This is a genomic window from Pallidibacillus thermolactis, from assembly GCF_025660415.1.
Taxonomy (GTDB): Bacteria; Bacillota; Bacilli; order Bacillales; family Caldibacillaceae; genus Pallidibacillus; species Pallidibacillus thermolactis.
The window spans coordinates 1-18,615 of sequence record NZ_JAOUSE010000014.1 but is presented as its reverse complement, the minus strand read 5'-3'; the positions used below and the strand labels follow the sequence as shown (position 1 = coordinate 18,615).

The following is an 18,615-nucleotide window of genomic DNA, read 5'->3' as shown; positions in this document are numbered from 1 at the left end:
CTATTTCGATTCAGATGTGATAAATGTTTTCTTGAAACTATTAATGGTTTCAGCCATATCATCATCTGCAGGTAGTTGTTGAGTTTTCTTAATTTCATCAACAACAGCTGGTTTGTTTTGATCAATCCAGCTATAAAACTCATTTTCAAAGCGACGGACATCTTCCACTGGAATATCATCTAAGAATCCGCGGGTTAGAGCATAAAGGATCATAACTTGTTTTTCAACAGGAATAGGTTTATTTAAATCCTGTTTTAATATTTCAACTGTACGTACACCACGAGCCAGTTTTGCTTGGGTTGCTTTATCTAGGTCTGAACCGAATTGTGCGAAGGATTCAAGTTCACGATATGATGCTAAATCTAGACGTAGTGTACCTGCAACTTTTTTCATCGCTTTAATTTGCGCGTCACCACCAACCCGTGACACAGATAACCCAGCATTGATCGCTGGTCTTACACCAGAGTGGAATAAATCAGATTGTAAGAAGATCTGACCATCTGTAATTGAGATAACGTTCGTTGGGATGTATGCAGAAATGTCCCCTGCTTGTGTTTCAACGAATGGTAATGCAGTTAAAGAACCGCCACCTTTTGCATCACTTAACTTCGCTGCCCGTTCTAGTAGACGGGAGTGTAGATAGAATACATCCCCTGGATATGCTTCACGACCTGGAGGACGACGTAGTAACAAGGACAATTCACGGTAAGCTGCAGCTTGTTTTGAAAGGTCATCATATACAACTAGAACATGTTTTCCGTTGTACATGAACTCTTCTCCCATAGAAACACCTGCATATGGAGCCATGTATAATAATGGTGCAGGTTCAGAAGCAGAAGCTGATACAACGATTGTATAATCCATTGCACCGTATCTTCTTAAAGTTTCAACTGTACCACGAACCGTTGATTCCTTTTGTCCAATTGCAACATAAATACAAATCATGTTTTCATCTTTTTGGTTAATGATGGTGTCAATCGCCACACTTGTTTTACCTGTTTGACGGTCACCGATGATTAATTCCCGTTGACCGCGACCAATTGGTACAAGAGCGTCAATCGCTTTGATTCCTGTTTGAAGTGGTTCATGAACAGATTTACGATCCATAACCCCTGGTGCTGGACTTTCGATTGGACGAGTTTTTGTTGTTTTGATTGGACCTAATCCATCAAGTGGTTGACCGAGTGGGTTTACAACACGACCAATTAATTCTTCACCAACTGGTACTTCCATAATACGTCCAGTACGACGAACTTCAGCACCTTCACGTATATCTGTGAAAGGTCCTAAAATAATTACACCGACGTTATTCTGTTCAAGGTTTTGGGCCATACCCATAACCCCGTTTTCAAATTCCAATAGCTCTCCAGCCATTGCATTATCTAAACCATGTACACGCGCGATTCCGTCACCTATTTCGATAACGGTACCGACATCGGTTACAGTCATATCAGCCTGATAATTTTCAATCTGCTTTTTTATCAGAGCGCTGATTTCTTCTGCCTTAATGCTCAATTCTTTCACCCCTCTTAAATACCATTTATCCGATTAGTTCGCGTTTGAGGCCGTCTAGTTTTCCACGCAGACTTCCATCATAGATGCGATTTCCAATTTGAATTTTTAATCCGCCAAGTAACTCTTCGTTTACGGTATTTTCTATTTCTAACGATTTTTTGTTCAATTTCTTCGCAAACACACTTACTAATGCTTCTTTTTCTTCGTCTTTTAATGGACGAACAGACTCCACATGAGCTTTCGCTATCCCCTTATTTTCATAAGAGATTTGAATAAACTCATCGATTACCGTCAGTATGTATTGTGCACGTTGACGATCTAATAAAAGTAGTAATGTATTAATAACAAATGGATTAAACTCTCCAAATGCTTCGTTTATGAGTTCACGTTTTTTGTCTTTTCCAATCTTTGGAGACGTTAGAAAGGACAGAATTTGTTTATCTTGACTAAAAATTTCTTTTACAACTTTTACTTCTTCTTCAATTTGATCAACAAGATTGTTTGCTTCGGCTAATTGGAAAAGAGCAAGCGCATACTTATGTGCTACAATCGTATCCTTCATTACTCTTCTCCTGCCTTCTTAATATACTCTTGAATAAGTGCTTCTTGATCTTTCTCATCTAATTCTTTCTCAATTACTTTAGAAGCAATTAGTACAGATAAGCTCGCCACTTGTTCACGTAACGCTTTAACTGCATTTTCTCTTTCTTGTTGAATTTCTAAGCGAGCAGATTCTTTCAAGCGCTCTGCTTCTTGCCGTGCAGCCGAGATAATTTCTTCTTTTTGGGTTTCCCCTTGAAGTTTCGCTTGTTCGATAAATTTTTGCGATTCTTGGCGTGCTTCCTTAACCATTTGTTGATGTTGAGCTAACAATTCTTCTGCTTCTTTTCTAGCTTTTTCAGCTTTATCTATTTCACTCGCGACATGTTCCTCGCGTTGTTTCATTACATTCACTAATGGACCCCAGGCAAATTTCTTTAGCAACAACATGAGGACGAGAAATGCAACTAATTGGTAAAGAGCGTCTCCCCATGTAATACCTGCAGCCGCTGCAACTACTAAACCTTCAGATAACACGCTTAGCTTCACTCCCTTCAAAGGCTGGGTTTTCTTTTAAAGAAATCTATATACACATACACTTCGTTGTTTATCGTCATAAAGGAATGGCGAAGGTACTTTTAAAAAATATCTCCGCCATTAAAAATTTATACACCGCTTCTACTATTAAGAGAATAGCGCGATAAATGCAATAACTACGGCCATAATCGGAATAGCCTCTACTAAACCTACACCGATAAACATCGTTACACGCATCATACCTGCTTGTTCAGGTTGACGTGCCATACCTTCTACTGTTTTAGAAACGATTAAACCGTTACCGATACCAGCACCTAATGCTGCTAAACCGATTGCTAATGCTGCTGCTAAAGCTCCCATTTAAAACTTCCTCCTTTTAAATTATGAAAATATATAAAAAAGTTTATGTTGTTCATAAAATGAACTTAATAGATAATATATTAATGGCTCTTGTTCACTTTATGTGACATATAAACCATTGTTAACATAGTAAAGATAAAGGCTTGAATGGAACCTACAAAAATACTGTACCCTTGCCAAGCCATCATTAGAGGGAATGCTAACACCCCAGTAATGATATGACTTATTCCAAGTCCTGCAATTAAACCAAGTAAGACTTCACCTGCATAAATGTTCCCGAATAAACGGAGACCCAGTGTTAAAGTGTTTGCAAACTCTTCAATAATATTAATAGGTGTTAAGAATTTTAATGGTTTACTATATCCCGTAATATATTCTTTTCCACCTTTTAATTTGACACCGTAATAGTGGGTCAAACCAACAACCAAACTAGCAAGTGTTAAGGTTAGTAATGGATCAGCTGTAGGCGATTTCCACCATAATTCTCCATTAACTGAAAAAGCAAATGGTAAACCTAGCATGTTTGAAACAAATATGTACATAATTAAAGTCAGTGCTAGTAGATGGAATCTAGCCCCCGTTTTCCAATCCATGTTACTGTTGATAATCCCTTTCACAAAATCTAGTACCCACTCTAAAAAGTTTTGGGCTCCAGTCGGTTTCATTTGCAGATTTCGACTACATAAAAATGCAATCAAAAACACGATTACACATGCAACAGTAATCATAAGGACATTCGATAAGTTAAAAGGAATTCCGAATAATACAGTCGTTGGGCTTCCATGACTCACTTTTCTCACCTCTCTTCCTGGCTGCGTTTAGTAATGAACATAATGAAAAACTCTGCAAAGACGACACCAACAGATGCCAATAAACCAATGACAGTAGCAATTATATTAAAATAATTTGGAAATTTCATCGCTATAAGTATAGCAAGGGCAGCATAAGCAAATCTGCTCAGCGTCCCAATGGAATAAATTTTTTTACCATATTTAACAGCTTCACTAAATTTAATGGTTTTTTTATAAAGTAACCATAAATTAATGAAACTTACGGTGGTTCCTAGAATTAATCCAAGAAAAATCGTTTTATAAGGAGTAAATCCCCAGCCTAAGACTAATAGGGCAAGTAAGTAAAATAAGAATTGCTTGTATTTCTTAAATAAATTTCCTATATCTGGCATAAGCTCTAGTTCCCCTAAAAAAAATCATATTTCCATTATACAATAGGACCTTGTTACGTTTGTGACTAATTTTTTAATCATATATGTCGTTATGTAATAGAACACTTCAACATTTAGACATATTTTCATAATTTAGTTTAGTCCGATTATTTACACAATTTTTTTGGAAATTACGAGATCAAATCCATTTTTTCTTTTTATCACCGGAATGGAAACCCTATCATTTCCCTACTTTAGGGTACAACAGTAAGCTTTTTCTGTCAATTTATTAAACGTAAAAAAGTAAAAGATAACGTGAAACAGCATTTCCATTTTCATATTTTTGTCACAAATCGTATTTTCCTGTCTATTTTTAAAAAAATTTTGTTAAGTTCTTGAAATTTCATTCACATTTTTCATTCTAACAAAACTTTGCTAGGAAAAACTAGCAAATTGTGAACATTTTATGACCACAAAAAAGCCGTTGCTGTTGCGAAAATAATTAACCATAAATTATTGTGGCTGATTGATTTCAACTACCTGTTCTACATAATCTTCTTTACCTTCCTTTTTCGCAAAAGCAACAGCGATATATACACCAGAATGTATTTTTCTCTTTAGCTTAGCTTTTTTCGTTACAAGCCCTCGTTTCATATTCTTTACGACATCTAGAAACTCGACAAATTGAAACGTGTCCGCCTCAAACAAGGCAATTCCAAATTCATCCGCACCACCAGGTAAATAGACTTCATATTTAACCACATCTGTTTGCTTCGTTGTTTCTAGTGAAAATGCCATAATTCTTGGGTAATTCGGTTCGTTGACAACATATAAATATGGAATTTGAATGGTTTGTGAATTAGCATGCATTGTTAAATAGCCATTAAATATTTGATTTTGCTTATGTTCGTCTTTTACCTCCAAACCGATTTTGATTTTTGTTTTTTGTTTTGGTCCTAATGTAAAAGGCATCGGTAAGTCCCAATTGATCGCATCAGAACGAGGGGGTGTTGAAAATGTATAGTGAACTGGTTCATCACTAATATTTTCTACCGTAATCAGTTTCGTTTTTTCTTCGAATTTTGAACCACTTATCTTACCATACTTTAATGAAGCTGGCTGGATGATAGAATTTGAATGAAATGCTCTTACAAGGTCAATTCGTCCTGCTCCTTGTTCAAACGGTTTATAGGTTTGTGAGTCTTCATCTTGTAAAAGAATACTTGTATTCATAAGTAACGCTTTAATTTGTGCTGGTGAAAAGTCGGGATTCGCTTGTTTTAACAATGCTGCAGCCCCAGCCACATGGGGAGCAGACATACTTGTCCCTTGTAAGGCAAGGTAACCGCCAGGAACGGTACTTTCAATGGCAACTCCTGGTGCGAGTAAGTCTGGTTTAATATCCCATGTGTATGTCACAGGACCACGCGAACTAAAATCAGCTAATAAATCTTCTTCTTTTTTTTGAATAATCTTTGCCAAAGTCTGTTTATCCTTTATTAATCGTAAAAGCCGTTCACCTTCTGCTTTTGTTAGAATAGCTGCAGGAATATCAATTTCTGTTTCCAGTTGAGCTGTAATCTCGATATCTTCATTATTAAAAATTAAAACGGCTCTTGCACCTTGATTTTTTGCATTCATCACTTTCTCTGTAAAGGTGATATCCCCTCTTTTCATAAGTACAATTTTTCCATCGACTGACAAATTTGCTAGGTCCTCTTTCTTGCCATGTTTACCATCGATGATGTCATATGAACGAGTTAAGTTCCACGGAGCAGAGCCGACAATCGGTTTTAAGCGGAATAGTTGTCTATCATATTGAAGGTACGGGATTTCCAATTCTGGTGTACTGGCACCTACTGATATCGCACGCTCAGATGTACCAGGTGAACCGACCGTCCAAATTTCTGGGCCAGCGTTTCCATTGGAAGTTACGGCTACTATCCCGCTTTCCACAGCCTTATCAAGAGCTAAACTTGTTGGTAAATCAGGCCCATTAATGCTAACACCGAGGGATAGATTAAGAATATCAACGTTATCTTTCATTGCTTGTTCAATAGCAGTAATAATCGTTTCCGTCGTACCAATCCCGCCCGGTCCAAGCGCTCGATAGACATATATTTCAGCATCAGGTGCAATGCCTGTCATCTTTCCGTTCGCCGCAATGACACCAGCGACGTGAGTACCATGGAAGGTGCTTAATGGTCCTAAACCTTTCGTTTCCATCGGATCTTGATCTTGATCGATAAAATCGAAGCCCTTTACATAAGCTTTCCTTAAGTCAACATGGTTGTAATCAATTCCTGTATCAATAATGCCGACTTTAATCCCTTTTCCTGTCAGCCTATTACCATTTTTATCTTTTATATGCCGTATTGCATCCGTACCAATATAATTAATACTGTTCGGTTTGTGAAGTTGTTTAACTTTTATCGGATTCACTTCTAACTCATATGTATAAGAAGGAAAAAGTTGACATGTATTCAGAAGTTGTTGAGTTTGTGCTCCATTGTTTTGAGTTATTTTGTTCTTAGATTTCATGTTAAGGTTCATCGAACGTTTGTTTAAAAACTTCTCTACTTCCTCTAGTTTGTCTGTTTTCCCTTTTAGTGATAGTCCGTTAAAAACATGTTTAAACTGATGACGAATCTCTAGTTCAGGAAACTGATTTTTTAATTGTTCGATGAACTCATCGGTAATGGGCTCTTGACTAACTAATATTGCTACTTGGTCCTCTGTTTCTTTTGGAAGGGGTGGGAATTTATATGGACGAGTCATTGTTTTTCTAGAAAATTCTTGTAGTACTTGTTTTTCATTTACTTGCTTATCGGCTTTACTCAGGTGTGTTAGACATTCATTTAATCGAGCGTTTGATTGACTTTGAAATGAAAAAAAGAAGAGGATTAAGCATACGAAGAGGAATAAGGTTTTATTTCGCTTACGGTAAGTTTGAGGGGATCTTTTCGGTTGAAATTTTTCCTTCATCGTAACCTCTCCTTTTAATTGTTATTTATTAGTATTGGAGAGGGTAATTCGTTTTATTGAAGTTAAATATTGGATATCAGCGAAATCTACCCAGGACATTTTTTAAAATATTAAAAATGCAACCTTGGGACACACACGAACCCACTGTTGCATCTTTTTATTTTGATCTATGCTAAGAAAAAGCCACCATAGACAAACGCAACAACAATAACAAAGGCAGGATGGACTTTTAATTTTTCCATGAGGAACCAACTACAAACTGCTATGAATATTGTTTGCCAAAGACCAATACCCACATAAGATGTTGCAAAAAATTCATATGCCATAATCCCTAGTAAAACAGCAATGGCTGGGCGTATGTATAACGTAAGTCGTTTTACTTTCGGAGAGTCTTTGTATTTTAATAAGATACTTAAAAGTACAATCATTAAAATGAGTGTAGGCGCTATGTTCGCAAAAATCGCCACCATTGCACCAAGTACACCACCAACTTCATACCCGATATAACCTGCCAATTTCGTTGCAATTGGTCCTGGAAGGGAGTTACCAATCGCTAGTATTTCACTAAACTTATCAACTGTAACCCACTCGTAACGATCCACGACTTCATGTTCGACAAGTGGTATGGATGCAGGTCCTCCGCCGAAACCTAATACACCTGGGAGTAAAAACGCTAAAAAGAGTTGCCAATAAATCATGATACCTTACCTTCATTCTCTTTTTGTTCTGATTTTTTATCTTTTTGTGTAAGAGCAATGGATAACAATATTACAATGATGACAGCAGGATGGATATCAATCACTTGTAATAAAATAAAGATGGTAACGAGTAACAAGGTTGTTGTGGTCCATCCTAACCCTTTTCCAGCTTTACTTACAAAAGTCCAAGCCATTTGGGTTAACAAGACACCAACAACAGGTATTACGGCAGCAATCATCCCACTTACCCAATCAAATTCTTTTATGTTGGATAACGACTTTAATAAGACAATCATTAAAATAACGGTAGGGAGAATACTTGCAATAAGTGAAATAATTAATCCGATTATACCGCCGACTCGATACCCGACAAACCCTGCCAGTTTTGTAATTATCGGACCCGGTAGTGCGTTCCCAAGTGCAATCACATCACCGAATTCATCCGCATCCATCCATTTATATCGTTCTACAGCTTCTTTATAAACAAGCGGAATGGAAGCTGGTCCACCCCCGTACCCTAATAATCCGACTCGTAGAAATGCTAGAAAAAGATTCCAATGTCGTTTCATTTCGTTACATCCTTTATAAAGGTATTCGTTCCATATTTTTATTCAAAAGTAATTTCTATCATTCGTCAACTTTGTATTCATATTTTACCATGCAGCCACAGTTCCATCCGTCCGTGACTCACTGCCACCGATAAGTACGCCTGTTTCTGGGTCCCGCCAAATAATTTGCCCACGTCCAAAGCTATTCGGCTCAAGTTGTATAGATATTTTATGCCCGCGTTGTGCCAGTCCTACAGCTATATGGTGTGGGAACCGATGTTCAACTTCGACTTGTTTTTCTTTTAACCACTGCCATCTTGGAGCATCTAAGGCTGCTTGCGGATGCATGCCAAAATCGACTGTATTCATAATGACTTGAACATGGCCTTGAGGCTGCATAAAGCCACCCATTACACCAAATGGCCCAATTGGTACATGACCTTTTGTTAAAAATCCAGGTATTATCGTATGATATGTCCTTTTGCCACCCACTAACTTGTTAGCATGATTGGAATCAAGTGAAAAATTGTGACCGCGATTTTGTAGGGCAATTCCTGTATCTGGTACTACAATTCCAGAACCAAATCCCATATAATTACTTTGAATAAAGGATACCATATTCCCTTCTTTATCAGCGGTAGCTAAATAAACTGTACCACTTCTTGAAGGATCACCAGCTTCAGGCATCATTGCCTGATCCGTAATGAGACTTCTTCTTGTTTCAGCATAATTTTCACTTAGTAGTTGTTCGGTCGTATACGGCATCTTTTCACGTTCAGTAACATATTTCAGCGCGTCGCTAAAACCAAGCTTTATCGCCTCAATTTGTTTATGGTATGTATCAATCGAATCTTTTTCTGAAAATGTAAATCCTTTTAAAACGTTTAAAGCAAGAAGGGCGACAATCCCTTGACCGTTCGGTGGTATTTCCCAAACGTCATATCCTCTGTAATTTACATGAATCGGGTCTACCCACTCTGGATAAAAGGCAGTTAAATCATCCATATGTAAAAATCCGCCAGTTTGTTCAGAGAAATTGGCGATTTTTTCTGCAATTTCTCCCCGATAAAAAGTTTCACCGTTCGTTTCCGCAATTAATTTTAATGTTTTCGCATGATCTTTTGATGCCCAAACTTCACCAACCTTTGGAGCTCTTCCCTTCGGTGCAAAGGTCGTAAACCAATGCTTGTATTCCTCACTTATCAGTTTTTCTTTATATTGTGTGTAAGCATAATTCCAATATTTTGCTAGAGTCGTAGATACGGGATATCCTTCTTCTGCATATTGTATAGCCGGTTGTAACACTTCTTTCAGCGAAAGGCTACCAAATCGTTTCGAAAGTTCTGCCCATGTACCAGGTGCACCGGGTACTGTAACTGGAATCCAACCGTGGGCTGGCATCGTTTCATAACCACGTTCTTTCACTACATCGATGGAAATGGATTTAGGTGCTGGACCACTACCGTTTAAACCGTACAATTTCCCCTTTGTCCAAACAAGGGCAAATGCATCACCACCAATACCGTTGGATGTAGGTTCGACAACTGTTAAACAAGCTGCTGTTGCAATTGCAGCATCAATGGCATTTCCCCCTTTTCTTAATATGTCGAGTCCTGCTTGTGCAGCTAACGGTTGTGATGTGGCAACCATGCCATTTTTTGCATATGTGGAATGTCGTCCAACCGGGTAAGGACTGCTGTGATGGTCAATAGAAAACATTTGCATCCCCCTTTCATGCGTCGAATTATAGGAATAGTACAAATTTATTTAATTTTTGTCAATGTTTGTGTTGTTTAAAAAGAGAAATAATGGGTAAAAAATTAAATTGTTGCATTCAGATAAGAGAAGCAGTTTTTTGGACAATTACGTTGTGGGGTATTGACTCGGATTGAATATGAATTTTCGGGTTCATCAAACATATGATCCATTTCATTCAATAAGTTGACAAGTGAAGGATGGTTCAAACGTTTGTTATACCTAATTTTTTGGAATATGTTCATCTCGGTAAATTTATCAAAACGTTTGATTGAAAGGGTTTTGATCATAAGCGACAAATCAAACGATTGATTAACTTTTTATAAAATGATAAGAAAACAAGTGTTAAATAAAAAGGGCCAGTCCAGAATGTCTTATTTCAGGATTATTTGATAGGTACGGCGGCGGTCACGCATCCAGTGGCACGACCACCAGCAATGCGTTTGCGGGCGGCTTTTGTGCCTACGCTTACGTTTTTGGCACAAAAGATTTTGTAGTTCCCGCTAGTGTCACCGCCAAACTCTCCCTTCAAAAATCCGCTTTTTATGACTTGGACAGCCCTATTATGTACAATTACTTAGTACCAAATAACCGGTCACCAGCGTCACCAAGACCTGGTACAATATAGCCATTTTCATCTAATTTATCATCTAAAGCCGCAATGTAAATATCAACATCTGGATGTGCTTCTTCTAAAGCTTTTAATCCCTCTGGCGCAGCAATTAAACATAGGAATTTAATACGCTTTGCACCACGTTTTTTCAAACTATGAATTGCTTCGATTGCAGAACCACCTGTTGCAAGCATTGGATCGACGACGAAAATGTCACGTTCTGTTATATCGGATGGGAGCTTAACATAATATTCAACTGGTTTTAATGTTTCTGGATCACGGTATAATCCTATATGGCCTACTTTGGCTGCTGGAATTAATTTCACAATTCCGTCAACCATTCCAATACCTGCACGAAGAATTGGTACGATACCTAATTTTTTACCGGATAAAACTTTTGATTTCATTCTAGAAACTGGGGTTTCGATTTCCACTTCGTCTAACGGCAAGTCTCTTGTTGCTTCAAATGCCATTAATGTTGCAATTTCATCAACTAATTCGCGAAATTCCTTTGTGCCTGTTTCTTTTTTACGAATATGTGTAAGTTTGTGCTGAATTAATGGATGATCAAATACGTATACTTTTCCCATGTGTATCGCCTCTTTCATCTTATTAATCGGTTACTAGATTGTTCAACTGTATACATTTTTAGTTTGGCAGTGTTGTATTTGTGTATTGAGGATAAATGGATACTTAACCATTATCATAGAATAAAAATTTTCACTTCGATTTATTTTACAAAAAATCATATATTTCGGCAATAGTCTACACGTATTATAACAAAACTTTCAAATCCCCTGACATTTATTTTTATTATGGGAACTCGGCTTGGGATTAGTACATAGGTTTTTATAGTTATACTTTCTTTGTTCTTTTGTCTATTCATACAATCCTTATCTTTTCCAATTGTAAAAGGAAATATTGTCTATATCGAAGTTGAAATTTATTGAAGCGAAAAATTTTGACGAATGAAAAAAGCCCACATAGGGTGCCCTTAAAAGTTTATTTTGATTAACCTTTAAAGAGCATAACCATAGTGAGCCTTTATAAAGAGAAAGGATAAATCTTATGCATATAATGGATATTTATCTGTTAAAGCTTTAACACGAGCACGGGCTTGCTCTAATGCTGCTTCATCTTCATGATTCTTAAGCGTATAAGCAATAATTTTACCAACCTCAATCATGTCTTCTTTAGTAAAGCCACGTGTTGTCGTCGCTGCCGTACCAATACGAATACCGCTCGTGACAAAAGGCGTTTCTGGATCAAATGGGATCGTATTTTTGTTTACCGTAATGTGAACTTCATCTAATACTTTTTCCGCCACTTTTCCAGTTATACCGAGCGGACGTAAGTCAACTAACAATAAATGGTTATCTGTTCCGCCACTGACAAGATCCAAACCTTCTTCTACAAGTGATTCACCAAGAGCTTTCGCGTTGTCAACAACGTTTTGGATGTATGATTTAAATTCTGGTTGCATTGCTTCACCAAGGGCGACAGCTTTTGCAGCAATCACATGCATTAATGGACCACCTTGAATACCAGGGAAGATGGCTTTATCGATTTTTTTCGCATATTTTTCTTTGCATAAAATCATGCCACCCCGTGGACCGCGTAATGTTTTATGTGTTGTAGTCGTAACAAAGTCTGCATATGGAACAGGATTTGGGTGAAGGCCAACAGCGACAAGTCCGGCAATATGGGCCATATCCACCATAAGGTAAGCACCAACTTCGTCTGCTATTTCACGGAATTTTTTGAAATCAATAATCCGTGGATAAGCACTGGCTCCTGCTACAATTAATTTTGGTTTATGTGTACGCGCTTTTTCTAATACATCGTCATAATTAATCGTTTGAGTTTTTTCGTCTACACCATAATCAACAAAATTGTATTGCACACCACTAAAGTTCACTGGACTACCATGGGTTAAATGACCACCATGGGATAAGTTCATACCGAGAACGGTATCACCAGGCTCTAATACAGAAAAGTAAACTGCCATATTCGCTTGTGCACCGGAATGTGGTTGAACGTTCGCATGTTCGGCACCAAAAATCTGTTTTGCCCGGTCACGAGCAATATCTTCTGCAACATCAACAAATTCACATCCGCCATAGTAACGTCTTCCAGGATAACCTTCCGCATATTTATTCGTTAAAACGGACCCTTGTGCTTCCATAACAGCTTTTGTGACAAAGTTTTCAGAAGCGATTAATTCAATATTTGTTTGTTGTCTTTTTCGTTCGTCCTGTATAGCTTTGTATAGTGTAGGATCTTGTTTCGCAATATAACTCATCAGTCAGCCTTCCCCTTTCATCTTTCAACGATTAATTTATATTCATCTTCATTGTAACATGATTTCGATTGTTCGGAAACGATAAATTATTTTTTCTTGTATCTTTTATTAATGTTCGTATTTTATTGAATATCATCTATTAATTACAATATTTTTTTTAAAAAAATTATGAAACACATATTTTTAACGGCAGGAGGTATTGTCCTCTGTTACTTGATATACTGCCCGCTCGCCCCCTATTAATTTTGGACGTGTTTTGGCTAAAGTGACATGAGCTTCACCAATACGGTCTAAAGATACCCGGACGGGTACAGCAACATGTTTTAAATGCATACCAATAAAGGTGTCACCAATATCCACCCCATAGTCAGCTTTTACAAATTCAACGACGACCGGATCAGACATATTCCGATAGGCGTAAGTTGCCATTGAACCACCTGCACTTGGTGCTGGCACAACAGTTACTTCTTCTAAATTTAATCGCTCTTGAACATGGCGTTCCATGACTAGCGCGCGATTTAAATGTTCACAACATTGGAATACCGGTTGAATGCCTGTTTCCGTGCAGAATTTTTCAACGGCATTAAAAATTATTTGAGCAACCTCTGTCGATCCTGCAGTACCAATCTTTTTACCAATAATTTCTGATGTTGAACAGCCGATAACAATTAGTTGATTTTGTTTTGGTTCAATTTGCTTTCTAAACGCTTGAAATATTGATTCTGTTTCCTGGCGCCATTTTTGTAAATCTTGGTTCACTTGCCACCCTCCACTTTTTTGCATACGATTGTGATAAAAAAGGCCGACCGTTTCACAATAACCCATCATCTAGTTGTAAAATTCATCCCTAGATCAATCGTATTGTGTTGGTCAGACCCATATGTTGTTAAATTCGTTTAGGTAAATCTACCCTTACTCGTTTTTTGCTTCATAATCTGTAATTTTACCGACCCTTCGTTCATGACGTCCTCCGGTAAATTCCGTCGTTAGCCACGTTTGTGCAATTTCTCTTGCAAGACCCGGCCCGATAACACGCTCACCCATCGCTAAAATATTTGTATCATTATGTTCCCTAGTTGCCTTTGCACTAAATACATCATGGCAGAGAGCACAACGGATGCCTTTTACTTTATTGGCTGCGATACTCATACCAATGCCAGTCCCACAAATTAAAATACCACGGTCAAATTCACCATTTGCCACTTTTTCTGCAACAGGTAATGCATAATCTGGATAGTCAACCGAACAATCGCCTTCACAACCAAAATCTTCAAATTCAATATTAAGTTCTTCTAACAGTGACACTATTTCATTTTTTAAATTAACTCCACCATGATCGCAAGCTATAGCTACTTTCATGTTGTCCACCTCTATATTTTTTAATATGTACCTACTAATAGATATGAAGGTTGGAAATCCTCTTATATTATGTACATAAAACAATAATTTAAGCCGATAATTCCCTAACCTAGATTCATCGTTTAATAGAATGAATTACATATATTTTAGCATACATATGATAACGAAACTATCATACTGATGGATTAGTTAACCTTAAACTTTGTAATCGTTTGTTTTAAATTATCGGCAAGTTCCTTTAGTTCATTAACATGCTGTTCTACCGTTTCAATACCCACTGTCTGTTCTTGTGCTGCAGCCGCAACTTCTTGTGCCCCAGCTGAAGTTTCTTCAGAAATGGCAGAAACTTCTTGTGATTGAGTAGATGTATTATGAATGGACTCCATTTGTTTATCTACTAATAATGATATCTCTTTTACAGCATCTGCAACTTGATAAATCGTTTGTGTCATTTGTTCCATCATTTCACGTGTCGTTGCACCTTTTTTCACTTCTTGATTAACCGATTCAACTTGATGATTGATTAAATTTGAAACTTGTTTCACTTCATTTTGCATGTTTCGAATCAATTCTGCTATACCACTAACAGCTTTAGCACTTTCATCAGCCAGTTTTCGAACTTCTTCTGCAACTACAGCAAAACCTTTCCCATGTTCACCAGCTCGAGCTGCTTCAATGGAAGCATTCAAAGCGAGTAAGTTCGTTTGCTCAGCAATATCCCCAACAAGTTGAATGATTTGCTCAATTTGGTTTGCATTGTCCGTTAAATGATTCACAGACTTGATCGTTTCCCGATTTGAATTCGAAACGTTTTCAATCCCGTTGACAAGGGAAGAAATCACTTTTTGACTGTCCTGTAAGACATCAAGCATTTCCTTCGACTTTTCTTCAGAATCTTTTGCTTTTATTTGTACTTGATTTGCCATTTCGGTAACATCCTCAATCGATTCCGCGATGGATTGAATGGATTCTGCTGAGTTTTCAGCTCCTTGGGAAATTTCCGTAATGGTGATCCCAATATTTTCAGCTTGTTCTGACGCCTTTGTTGCTTCAGCTGAAATGATATTCACCTTTTCATTAGTCGCTGTAAAGTTCTTATTAATGAGTTGTACCATTTGGCGAAGATTATCCAACATATAGTTAAAGGCTAAGCCAACGGCACGTATTTCATCATCGGATTTAGATACCTTTACATCGACCGTCAAATTACCTTCAGCTGCTTGAATTGCTGCTTTTTCTAAGTCTTGTAAAGGCTTAACAATTATAGTTGCAGCAAAAAATGCTAAAATTCCCATCCACATAGCGCCTGCTGCTAACACTAAAATGACATACAAAGTTTGGTTTTCAAAAAAGTTCTCAAAAAAAACGGGATAAAGTACATATATGAAAAAACCACTAGTAGAATAAGTTATGATTCCGAGAATTAACGTAAACCAAACTAACTTTTTACGAATCCCAAACTTATACTTTTTCTTCGTCACATCACTTCTCCCCTTTTGTAAATGCTATCAACTATGTCATTAGATAAAAAACAAGATTAGATTCAATTTATTCACATTCAGATCGATCTGAAAATTGTTTTAATAATTCATCTATCATGGATTGAAGCTCGTTAAAAGTTTCACGATAAGTTTCTAACGTTCCGCCAAAAGGATCTGAAACATCTCCATTACTTTTTAAAGCAAATTCCTTTAACGTATATATTTTCTCTTTGCTCGTTGGAAATTGTTGCTGAATCATCAGTTTATGGGCATTTGTCATCGTGAGAATGTAATCAGCCCAATCCACAGTTTCCTCTTGAAGCTGTGTCGCTTGATGTTGAATGGATATATTATTTTCCTTTAATACTTGTTTAGCCAGTGGAGAAGCATCAACACCTGGTGCAGCAAATACACCTGCTGATTTCACTTCTATATTTGGTATATTTTTACTTTTTACAATGGCTTCTGCCATAGGACTTCGGCACGTATTTCCTGTACAAACAAACAATATTCTAGTCATTTTTTACCTCCTACCTTTATTATAATCGATTCAAAAAATTCTTGAAAGTGTTACTATAAATATTCACTCAATGTTACTAAAAAAATAAAATCAGTTTTATTCCAAAAAATAACAAAATCGACCCACCAAAGGCTTCACTATATTGGCCAAAAATTCCTTTCATTTTTTTACCGAAAAACAGACCGAACCAAGTTAAAATTGTAGCAAATAGACCAAACAATAAGACAGCAGTAATCATTCGCGTACCAAATATCCCTAGACTTAAACCAAGAGAAAAACTGTCTATGCTGACACTGAAGGCGAATAAAAAAATGCCAATACCACTTAGTTTTAGACTTGGCGTGTCGTCATCTTTAAAACTTGAGACAAACATATGAATACCGATGAAAATAAGTAATGTTCCGCCGATATAAGTTGCCACAATTCCGAGCGTCTCCGATAATAACTTTCCAAGTATTATTCCTAAAAGCGGCATCCAAATATGGAAGGCACCCACCGTTAATCCGATTTGGAAAATTTGTTTAAGCCGCATCGGAACCATTCCCATGCCAAGCCCTACAGAAAAAGCATCCATTCCAACCGCAATCGCAATGAGTGACAATGTAAACAGTTCATTTAACGCTTGAGACAAAATAAATTCCCCCTATTGGCAGGATTCGTAAAAGTTGGACTAGCTTTTATAACATATGCACAAAATAGGGGGAATAGAATTATGGTTATTTAAAAAGGTATCGTAAACATTTTACGGACGTTTTAGTTTTCATATATGACAGTATGACCGGCTGCTTTTATTAAACGGTTCATGATGGCAATACCGATTCCCTCAGCTGGAAATGTTTCACTAATGATCATGTCAATTTTTTCTTGATCGAAGGCACGTAATGTTTTAAACAACGATCGGGCAACCGTGGACAAGTCTTTACGGTTTCCACAAGTTAAAATTTTCTCTGCTTGATAAAAATCCTTCCGTTCTTCCGTTGTTAGAACACCTACTTTTTTACCTTCTTGACGTTTTTCATCAATTATTTTTTGTAAAAATTCAGGACTGCCATCGACAAGCACCATCGGTACGTTTGGTGAATAATGTTTATATTTCATTCCGGGTGATCGCGGGTTTTCCACTTCTTCTTTAATTTGAATATCCATATCAACCGGCCCAACTATAGTTTCAATTTCCTCTTTTGTTATACCACCCGGTCGCAAAATAATCGGGATTTCTCCCGTACAATCGATTACCGTTGATTCAACGCCAACACCGGTTTCCCCGCCATCAACAATTCCAGCAATTTTCCCATTCATATCTTGGTATACGTGACTGAAGCTTGTCGGACTTGGCTTTCCTGAAAGATTCGCACTTGGTGCCGCAATTGGTAATCCGCTTGCCTTTATGAGTGCTAATGCAACTGGGTGATTCGGCATACGTATCCCCACTGTGGATAATCCTGCTGTTGTTTTTTCCGAAATAATACCAGGTTTTGTGTTTAAAATAATGGTTAAAGGGCCTGGCCAAAAAGCCTCCATAAGTTTTTCCGCTTTTTCTGGAATATTTTCCGCAAATCGTTCAACTTCTTTCCTTTCACTAATATGGACAATTAGTGGATTATCACTTGGCCTTCCTTTTGCTTGGAATATTTTTTCAACCGCTTCATTACTCAACGCATTCGCACCAAGGCCATAGACTGTTTCTGTAGGAAAAGCAACTATTTCATTTTGTTGTAACAATTCCGCAGCTTCTTTTATTTGTGGATATGTGTATAAATTATCCCCATACTTATCCACTTTCCATACTTTTGTTTCCATATTTTACTCCTTCTTTAAGATAAAATAAAAAAGTAAATTAAATCAAATTTAAACATGACTTCTTAATTAGATTTTAAATGATTTATCATTGTTTTTTTGTGAGTTATTAACAAAATGTGGATAAATTGTTTAATTTTGTGAATAACTCTGTTGATAAATGTGTGTTATACACAATTTTATTAACTTTAGTTTGCTTCCATCTTAGATCTTATGACTCGTTGTCAGAGGTTTTAATTATTTGTGGGTAGTTTAAATACACTTTCAACATTCAAACTATACCGCTAATTATCGATGATTTCAAATCTTGTATTGACTTAGATTGAGTCAAGTATTTGTGGGCAGTTTTTTTCTCCCTAACAATGAAAGCGAATTCACTATTTTAGGGTACTCTCTTGATAAAAAATTTATCTTTTTTAAAATCCGGCCAACTCCTTTAAAGT

At 37.1% G+C, this 18,615-nt stretch carries 18 protein-coding genes; all 18 read right to left on the bottom strand.

Features of this window, described 5'->3' with window-relative positions; all coding sequences use genetic code 11:
• Window positions 1–1,515: a F0F1 ATP synthase subunit alpha gene (gene atpA, locus OEV82_RS06710; RefSeq protein ID WP_173660953.1), complete on the bottom strand. Its 1,515-nt coding sequence runs from the start codon at window positions 1,513–1,515 to the stop codon at window positions 1–3.
• 25 nt (window positions 1,516–1,540) lie between these two features.
• Window positions 1,541–2,077: a F0F1 ATP synthase subunit delta gene (locus OEV82_RS06705; protein WP_173660951.1), complete on the bottom strand. Its 537-nt coding sequence runs from the start codon at window positions 2,075–2,077 to the stop codon at window positions 1,541–1,543.
• On the bottom strand, window positions 2,077–2,592 hold the full coding sequence (locus OEV82_RS06700) for a F0F1 ATP synthase subunit B (protein ID WP_173660949.1): 516 nt from the start codon (window positions 2,590–2,592) through the stop codon (window positions 2,077–2,079). Before OEV82_RS06700 ends, OEV82_RS06705 begins: the two co-directional genes overlap by 1 nt.
• A 147-nt stretch (window positions 2,593–2,739) precedes the next feature.
• The gene (gene atpE, locus OEV82_RS06695) at window positions 2,740–2,952 is read right to left on the bottom strand and encodes a F0F1 ATP synthase subunit C (RefSeq protein WP_161919130.1); all 213 of its coding nucleotides are present in this window, start codon (window positions 2,950–2,952) and stop codon (window positions 2,740–2,742) included.
• Window positions 2,953–3,032: 80 nt separating this feature from the next.
• Window positions 3,033–3,743 carry a F0F1 ATP synthase subunit A gene (atpB, locus tag OEV82_RS06690; RefSeq protein ID WP_173660947.1) on the bottom strand — a complete coding sequence of 237 codons (711 nt, stop codon included), beginning with the start codon at window positions 3,741–3,743 and terminating at the stop codon, window positions 3,033–3,035.
• Between the two features lie 5 nt (window positions 3,744–3,748).
• A complete protein-coding gene (locus OEV82_RS06685) occupies window positions 3,749–4,135 on the bottom strand; it encodes an ATP synthase subunit I (RefSeq protein WP_173660945.1) in 387 nt (128 codons plus the stop codon).
• 492 nt (window positions 4,136–4,627) lie between these two features.
• Window positions 4,628–7,099, bottom strand: coding sequence for a S8 family serine peptidase (locus OEV82_RS06680; RefSeq protein WP_317634303.1), 2,472 nt, complete (start codon window positions 7,097–7,099; stop codon window positions 4,628–4,630).
• 167 nt (window positions 7,100–7,266) lie between these two features.
• Window positions 7,267–7,797, bottom strand: a complete 531-nt coding sequence (locus OEV82_RS06675; protein WP_173660941.1) for a chromate transporter — start codon at window positions 7,795–7,797, stop codon at window positions 7,267–7,269.
• Window positions 7,794–8,366: a chromate transporter gene (locus tag OEV82_RS06670; protein WP_173660938.1), complete on the bottom strand. Its 573-nt coding sequence runs from the start codon at window positions 8,364–8,366 to the stop codon at window positions 7,794–7,796. The genes OEV82_RS06675 and OEV82_RS06670 overlap by 4 nt, the downstream gene beginning before the upstream one ends.
• Before the next feature lie 84 nt (window positions 8,367–8,450).
• Window positions 8,451–10,064 (bottom strand): gamma-glutamyltransferase family protein, encoded by a 1,614-nt coding sequence (locus OEV82_RS06665; RefSeq protein ID WP_173660936.1) that lies wholly within the window; start codon window positions 10,062–10,064, stop codon window positions 8,451–8,453.
• A gap of 609 nt (window positions 10,065–10,673) precedes the next feature.
• Window positions 10,674–11,303 (bottom strand): uracil phosphoribosyltransferase, encoded by a 630-nt coding sequence (gene upp, locus OEV82_RS06660; protein WP_263061384.1) that lies wholly within the window; start codon window positions 11,301–11,303, stop codon window positions 10,674–10,676.
• A gap of 476 nt (window positions 11,304–11,779) precedes the next feature.
• Window positions 11,780–13,015: a serine hydroxymethyltransferase gene (glyA, locus tag OEV82_RS06655; RefSeq protein WP_263061383.1), complete on the bottom strand. Its 1,236-nt coding sequence runs from the start codon at window positions 13,013–13,015 to the stop codon at window positions 11,780–11,782.
• Window positions 13,016–13,198: 183 nt separating this feature from the next.
• Window positions 13,199–13,774, bottom strand: coding sequence for a TIGR01440 family protein (locus tag OEV82_RS06650; protein WP_263061382.1), 576 nt, complete (start codon window positions 13,772–13,774; stop codon window positions 13,199–13,201).
• A gap of 153 nt (window positions 13,775–13,927) precedes the next feature.
• Window positions 13,928–14,374, bottom strand: coding sequence for a ribose 5-phosphate isomerase B (rpiB, locus tag OEV82_RS06645; RefSeq protein ID WP_173658077.1), 447 nt, complete (start codon window positions 14,372–14,374; stop codon window positions 13,928–13,930).
• 185 nt (window positions 14,375–14,559) lie between these two features.
• Window positions 14,560–15,855 (bottom strand): methyl-accepting chemotaxis protein, encoded by a 1,296-nt coding sequence (locus OEV82_RS06640; protein WP_173658078.1) that lies wholly within the window; start codon window positions 15,853–15,855, stop codon window positions 14,560–14,562.
• 67 nt (window positions 15,856–15,922) lie between these two features.
• Window positions 15,923–16,375 (bottom strand): low molecular weight protein arginine phosphatase, encoded by a 453-nt coding sequence (locus tag OEV82_RS06635; protein WP_263061381.1) that lies wholly within the window; start codon window positions 16,373–16,375, stop codon window positions 15,923–15,925.
• 76 nt (window positions 16,376–16,451) lie between these two features.
• Window positions 16,452–17,006 carry a manganese efflux pump MntP gene (locus tag OEV82_RS06630; RefSeq protein ID WP_263061380.1) on the bottom strand — a complete coding sequence of 185 codons (555 nt, stop codon included), beginning with the start codon at window positions 17,004–17,006 and terminating at the stop codon, window positions 16,452–16,454.
• A gap of 122 nt (window positions 17,007–17,128) precedes the next feature.
• Complete coding sequence (locus OEV82_RS06625) at window positions 17,129–18,175, bottom strand: L-threonylcarbamoyladenylate synthase (protein ID WP_173658080.1); 1,047 nt, start codon at window positions 18,173–18,175, stop codon at window positions 17,129–17,131.
• Window positions 18,176–18,615 lie beyond the last annotated feature (440 nt).